General features: G+C 39.8%; 4 protein-coding genes and 1 riboswitch. All 4 genes read left to right on the top strand.

What is annotated here, in order from left to right:
• Positions 1–518: 518 nt before the first annotated feature.
• Positions 519–1901, top strand: coding sequence for a DUF4397 domain-containing protein (locus KSO91_RS15480; protein WP_238743932.1), 1383 nt, complete (start codon positions 519–521; stop codon positions 1899–1901).
• A gap of 627 nt (positions 1902–2528) precedes the next feature.
• A riboswitch (TPP riboswitch) is annotated at positions 2529–2636 on the top strand.
• A gap of 55 nt (positions 2637–2691) precedes the next feature.
• Complete coding sequence (gene thiB, locus KSO91_RS15475) at positions 2692–3678, top strand: thiamine ABC transporter substrate binding subunit (protein ID WP_238743931.1); 987 nt, start codon at positions 2692–2694, stop codon at positions 3676–3678.
• Positions 3679–3691: 13 nt separating this feature from the next.
• Positions 3692–5305, top strand: a complete 1614-nt coding sequence (thiP, locus tag KSO91_RS15470) for a thiamine/thiamine pyrophosphate ABC transporter permease ThiP (protein ID WP_238743930.1) — start codon at positions 3692–3694, stop codon at positions 5303–5305.
• The gene (gene thiQ, locus KSO91_RS15465) at positions 5302–6021 is read left to right on the top strand and encodes a thiamine ABC transporter ATP-binding protein (RefSeq protein ID WP_238743929.1); all 720 of its coding nucleotides are present in this window, start codon (positions 5302–5304) and stop codon (positions 6019–6021) included. The genes thiP and thiQ overlap by 4 nt, the downstream gene beginning before the upstream one ends.
• The last annotated feature ends 351 nt before the right edge of the window (positions 6022–6372 follow it).

The raw sequence follows: 6372 nt of genomic DNA, 5'->3' as shown, positions 1-6372 counted from the left end.
GGTTGGCTTGCTCCCTCAGCGTTTGTTAAAACGAAATGATGGAATATAAGAATACAGGAGCCGTATACGAGGTCCGTACGTACGGTTCTGTGAGAGGGATGAGGCAAAAGCCTCACCCTACTCGATAATTGGGCTGATTTATGCATGACCTACTCTCGAGTAGGGCGAGTTTGCCGCTAGGCAAGTGTCACGAGCGGATGAGCTCTGCGAGTCCTGACCATCGCCAAGCGGCCCTCTTTATTATAAAGAATACGGAAAATCCCTGTTGACTATGTCAGCAGGGATTTTTTCGTTTAAGCGCTTAACGCGATGACTACTCGAACATGGGAAATAAAGAGTAGCCACGCAGTGGCATTCAAAACCTGTGATAGTAGGGGCGAGGTCAAAACCGCACTTTCAAATAAAAAAACAGGCCAGTTAAATAAGCGGATTGGTATTATTTTTTTGTAAGTACGACTGATCTTTTTGTTAAGTGCTTACGTAATGATAAGTACATTTTTACAGGGGGAGTAAATGAAATGAAAAATATACATAAAATGTTAGTTGCGTCCATAATCACCGGCGCGCTTGTTGGCTGCGGCAGTGATTCTAAAGATGATATTGGGAGTTCATATTTACGGGTTTTCCATGCCTCACCAGATGCACCTGAAGTTAATGTTTGGCTCGATGGTAAGCCTGCATTATTAGGCGTCGATTACCAGCAGAGCTCGGGTCAAATTCGTGTAGATGCGGGCAATCATCGCGTGCAAGTAGATGCTATTTTACCTGATGGATCTAGTTTAACAGTGATTCCAGAGACAAACTTAGATTTAATGGCTGATATTGAGTACAACGTGGTGGCGGCAGGCAAAGCTGCGCAGCTTGGCACTGATGATGTGAATGCTTTCACACCTAAGATTGTTTCCCGCAATGCACTTGTGCCACAAGGAGCTCGCGTTCAGGCGATGCATGGCGCTCCAGATGTGCCAATGGTTGATATTTACATTACTGCCGTTGATGCTGATTTAACAGATGTGCAACCATTTGCAAATGATATCTCCTATCTGGAGGTAAGTGAAGCCGTGGAAGTGCCTGCCGGTAGTTATCAAATACGCATTACCTCAGCGACCAACAGCAGTACCGTCTATTTTGATTCAGGTGCAGTGCAAGTTCCTTCTGGTGGCGATTGGTTTGCAGTAGCGACTTATAATACAGAAGCGGGGGTTTCTCCTGTTAATTTACTGGTCGATACCGGCTCTGATTCGCTAGTGGTTCGGGATAAATACAACGGGAGTAATCTACGTGTTGTACATACTATTTCTGATGCGCCAGGGGTAGATGTTTGGGTGAATGGCATAGCACCTGCGATGGGCAGTCCATTAGATAACTTGACCTTTAAAGGGTCTACTGATTATTTAGCTGTCCCTGCTGGAAACTATACTTTTGATGTCGCCGTAAATGGTTCGGATCCTGTTGCAGTGGTAGGAGCGCTTAGTCTTGATGCATCTTTACTAGCTGCAGTTAATTATACAGCGCTTGCTATTGGTAATCTCGACGACGCTGTAGATAACGATCAGTTATTGGTAGTTACTGACGATACTCGCCGCCTAGCAACAGCGGCTAAACTAAGAGCTATTCATACTTCAACCTTAGCGGGAAATGTTGATATTTATATCAGTGCTGATAACACGCCGAGTGACGACGATGTGAAGCTAAGTAATATATCTTATAAAGGTGATAGCACTATGCTGCAAGTTTCGCCCGGTGAAGTTTATGTGATAGTGACGCCTGCCGATGATATTAATACCATTGCTATTGGACCAGCATTGTTTAATTTAACAGCCGGTAGCATTACTACATTGGTTGCTATTGATGATCCCGAAGCGCTTACTGGAGTCTCAGTGATCAGTTTAGATGATTAAATTCATTATCAAATAATCCATCGTGTAATCTTTGGAATTAAAAATACCGTTCACAGCAATGAGCGGTATTTTTCTTTACATATACTTAAAAACACTAAAAATATTTTATCAACAGATTAATGGATTAGATATCTCTTTTAAGGGGGTGAAGGGGCCGGGCATTGTGTTTGTCGGATCAATAAATTATTACTTCGTGGTAGTGTCAAAACAGCTCCTTTTAGAGTTTAAACAGTAAAAATGTATGGAACACCTAGATTTTTTAGCAGTTCATATTCCTATTTATCTCAATATATTTTATCTAGTACTCATTCGGGTGGCAGTGCAAGGGGGCAACATCATTACGATGTTCTTTGTTAATTCTTTATCGGTAGATATTAATTCCCCGTAGGGCAAGTAAAATAGCACTTATCTTCGTTGTTATAAAACACCAATGTTAGAGTGGCTATGTTTCAATTTTATGCCTAGAAGCTAAATACAATTTGGCTTGCTGATTTTACATCTTGAAATATCGAGGGTGTAACGTGTAGGAATAAGGTGATAATTGCATAAACCTAAAAAACAGATACTCATGCGTATTAGATAAATAAAAGCTTTGAGTGCCTCAATTTGTCTTTAGGTATACAATAACTTCTCTCAACGGGGTGCTTATCTACAAGGCTGAGATTGTTGAACTAAGACTAAACCCGTATACCTGAACCAGATAATACTGGCGTAGGAATTGAGCTTATCAATACTACTTTTTAATGATTAGCCTCTCTTTCTATGCCTTACGCTACATTTGGAGTGCATAGTGAAAAAAACATTTCTTCTCATTGCTTTGTCAGCAATCATATCAATGCCAGCTGCGGCTGAAAAACTCGTTGTTTATACTTACGATTCTTTTGCCTCAGACTGGGGACCCGGCCCTAAAATAAAAAAACAGTTTGAAGCGAAATGCGGCTGTGAGCTTGAGTTTGTTGCTTTAGATGATGGCGTTTCAATTTTAAACCGGCTGCGTTTAGAAGGGAAAAACAGTAAGGCAGATGTGCTACTTGGATTGGATAACAATCTGATGGAAGAAGCAAAGAAAACCGGTTTATTAGCAGAGCATCAGGTGGATCTGACAAATGTGACGTTACCTGGCGGCTGGTCTGATAATGTTTTTGTGCCCTTTGATTACGGTTATTTTGCCTTTGTTTATAATAAAGAAAAGTTGCTTAATCCGCCAAGCAGTCTGAAAGAATTGATTGAAAAGCGTGGCGATCTTAAAATTATTTATCAAGATCCTCGAACTTCAACACCGGGACAAGGGTTGATGCTTTGGATTAAACATGTTTATGGTGATCAAGCGACCTACGCTTGGCAGGAACTGGCTAAGAAAACCGTCACAGTCACAAAGGGCTGGTCTGAAGCATATAATATGTTTTTAAAGGGAGAGGCTGATATGGTGCTTTCTTATACGACTTCCCCCGCATATCACATTATTGCTGAGGAAAAGAAGCAATTTGCAGCGGCTGGTTTTTCCGAAGGACATTATATGCAGATAGAAGTTTCTGCAAAAGTAAAAACCAGTACTCATCAAAAATTAGCGGATCAGTTTATGGCCTTTATTTTAAGTGACGAATTCCAGTCTGCAATACCTACGGGCAACTGGATGTATCCGGTGACAGATATTGTGCTGCCAAAAGGTTTTGATCAGTTAATCATCCCACATAAATCTTTTTCTTTCACTGCCGATCAGGTAGATGCTAATCGTAAATTGTGGGTCAGAGAATGGCAAAATGCATTAATAAACTAAGCCTCTTTTTTTGATGTCTATAAAATCAAAGACATTCCCTGGATTGGTTGCGGCGGGACTTATTTTGGCATTTGTAATAGCGGCTATTTCGGCTTTGCTATTACAATCGCCTGATTTAAATCTGGCGTTTATATGGCAAGATCCTTATTATCGACACGTTACTGCATTTAGCTTTTACCAATCATTCCTATCTACTATCTTAAGTATTGGCTTGGCGATTCCAATCGCCCATTCTTTATCTCGTCGCGCATTTTTTGGAAAGAAATTATTACTCGATTTATTTGCAACCACTCTTGTTTTACCTGTGTTGGTGGGCGTGTTTGGTTTACTTTCAATATATGGAAATAGTGGGATTATTGCTCAACTGCTGGCAATGGTTGATCAGAAATTACCTTTCTCTATTTATGGACTGAACGGTATTCTTCTGGCCCACCTGTTTTTTAATGTGCCTTTTGCAACTCGCTTATTGCTGCAATCTTTACAATCTATTCCAGTTGAACACCATAAATTGTCAATTCACCTTGGGATAAGTCATTGGAACAAGTTTAAGCTGGTGGAATGGCCTTGTTTGCGTCAGCAGCTTCCGCATGTATGCGGGCTGGTTTTTATGCTTTGTTTTACTAGCTTTGCGACGGTTATGGCATTAGGTGGAGGGCCAAAATCAACCACTATTGAATTGGCTATTTATCAGGCTATTAAGTTTGATTTTGATTTGCAATCAGGTGCGTTGTTAGCTTTATGGCAGATGTTACTCTGTGGCTGTATTGCGATAATAATACAGCGGTTTTCACGGCCAATACCGGTAGGCAGTGGTGCCGTTAATTATCGTTTCCCTTTATTTAACGATAGCAAATTTAACCGTTGCTGGGATGCTGGGTGGATTGCAATTGCATTAATACTTGTTATTCCTCCTTTGATATCGATAATTATTAATGGTATTAATTCTAAGTTTATTGACGTTCTTACAGGGGCCTTTTTTTGGGATGCACTTAAAAACTCATTGATTGTTGCCATTTTCGCTGCATCTATTGCGCTTATTGCAGGACTTTTTATTCTTATTACCAGTCGTTCTTGGCGCTTACTTGGTTTGAATTTTAGAGCGGATAAGCTGGAATTAATTGCGACCATTATTTTGGTTACACCCGGTCTGGTTATTAGTACCGGACTTTTTCTGCTGCTTAGAAATATTACCGATATATTTAGTATGGCAATTGTGATTGTAATTGCAGTCAATGCGTTAATGGCGTTACCTTATGTGATAAAAACACTCGCACAGCCAATGTTGCATATCGCTCAGCAGTATGACCAGTTATGTGCAAGCTTAGGCATGGTTGGTTTCTCTCGTTTTTATCAAGTTGAATGGCGGGCAATTAGACAACCAATCGTACACGCTTTTTCGATTAGTTTTGTTTTATCAATGGGTGATTTAAGTGCGATTGCATTGTTTGGTAGCCAAGACTTTAGAACATTACCTTTATATTTATTTCAATTACTTGGCAGTTATCAAATGGAGTCAGCTGCGGTTGTTTCATTGTTTTTGTTAGTGATCAGTGTTGTTATTTTTATGCTAGTCGCAAAAATAACGATTAATAAACAGCTTATCAATAAAGGGGGAAGGCAAAAATGATCCAATTTGATAATGTTAAGTATCAATATCAGCAAGAACAATTCTGTTTTGATTTTGCTATTTCCAAAGGGGGTATTGTTGCTGTATTAGGGAAAAGTGGGGCAGGTAAAAGTACCTTATTAAATTTAGCCGCCGGTTTTATTGAACCATTAAGCGGAGATATAAAAATGGCCGGTACTGTTGTTGCAGGTCAGTCAGTTACTAATGTATTGCCTCACCTTCGTCCTTTGGCGATGTTATTCCAAGAGAAGAATTTATTTGCTCATCTTAATGTTGCGGACAATATTGGTTTGGGACTCGATCCTCGACTTAAACTAAATAAACAACAAGGTGAGCAGATAATCGATATTTGCAAAAAGCTTGGTATTGAAAAATTATTACTGCGTTTGCCAGAACAGTTATCTGGGGGACAAAAACAGCGAGTTGCTTTAGCAAGATGCTTTGTACAAGACAAACCATTACTTTTGTTGGATGAGCCGTTTTCGGCCTGTGATCCTATTTTGCGTGAAGAGATGCTCACTATTGTAAGGGAAATGGCGAGCATACAAAAAGTGACGGTTTTAATGGTAACGCATCATATTTCTGATGCGATTAATGTAGCATCACACTTTCTCTTTGTTGATCAGGGCACGGTTTCAGTTTTTTCTGAAATAGCCACACTCACCAGTGCCAATCAAAACGCTGCATTAAAGAAGTTCGTACAAGCGGGTATATAGGTGGATGTTTAAATATTTGCCGCAAATTAAATGAGTGAATTACATTATCAGCGAAAAGAATGAAGAAAATAGACCAGCAAGTCATAATTATTGTAGAGTAAAGCAGCTGTTTGTATATTAATTATTCGTTCAATTTTTTTGTCGAAAAAAACACTTGCCAATGTCTATTCAATCCCTATAATGCGACCCCACAGACACGGGCTGCAACGCCAATGACTGAGAACGAAAGAGGTTACTTTTAATGACGTTTAACGTTGATTAGAAAGATAAGTTAACCGTTGACATTGTTCGCTGGTAGCGTAATATACGCACCTCGCCGAAAGGCACGCTCTTTAACAATTTAATCAAACA

The sequence above is a fragment of the Psychromonas antarctica genome, assembly GCF_022267535.1.
Lineage (GTDB): Bacteria > Pseudomonadota > Gammaproteobacteria > Enterobacterales > Psychromonadaceae > Psychromonas > Psychromonas antarctica.
Note: the sequence above shows the minus strand (reverse complement) of the source record. Positions and strands in the feature narration are given on the sequence as shown.

Excerpts from the sequence above, each read along its gene's own strand:
- KSO91_RS15480 (WP_238743932.1), top strand. The coding sequence starts at position 519 with ATGAAAAATATACATAAAATGTTAGTTGCGTCCATAATCACCGGCGCG.
- thiP (WP_238743930.1), top strand. The coding sequence starts at position 3,692 with ATGTCTATAAAATCAAAGACATTCCCTGGATTGGTTGCGGCGGGACTT.
- thiQ (WP_238743929.1), top strand. The coding sequence starts at position 5,302 with ATGATCCAATTTGATAATGTTAAGTATCAATATCAGCAAGAACAATTC.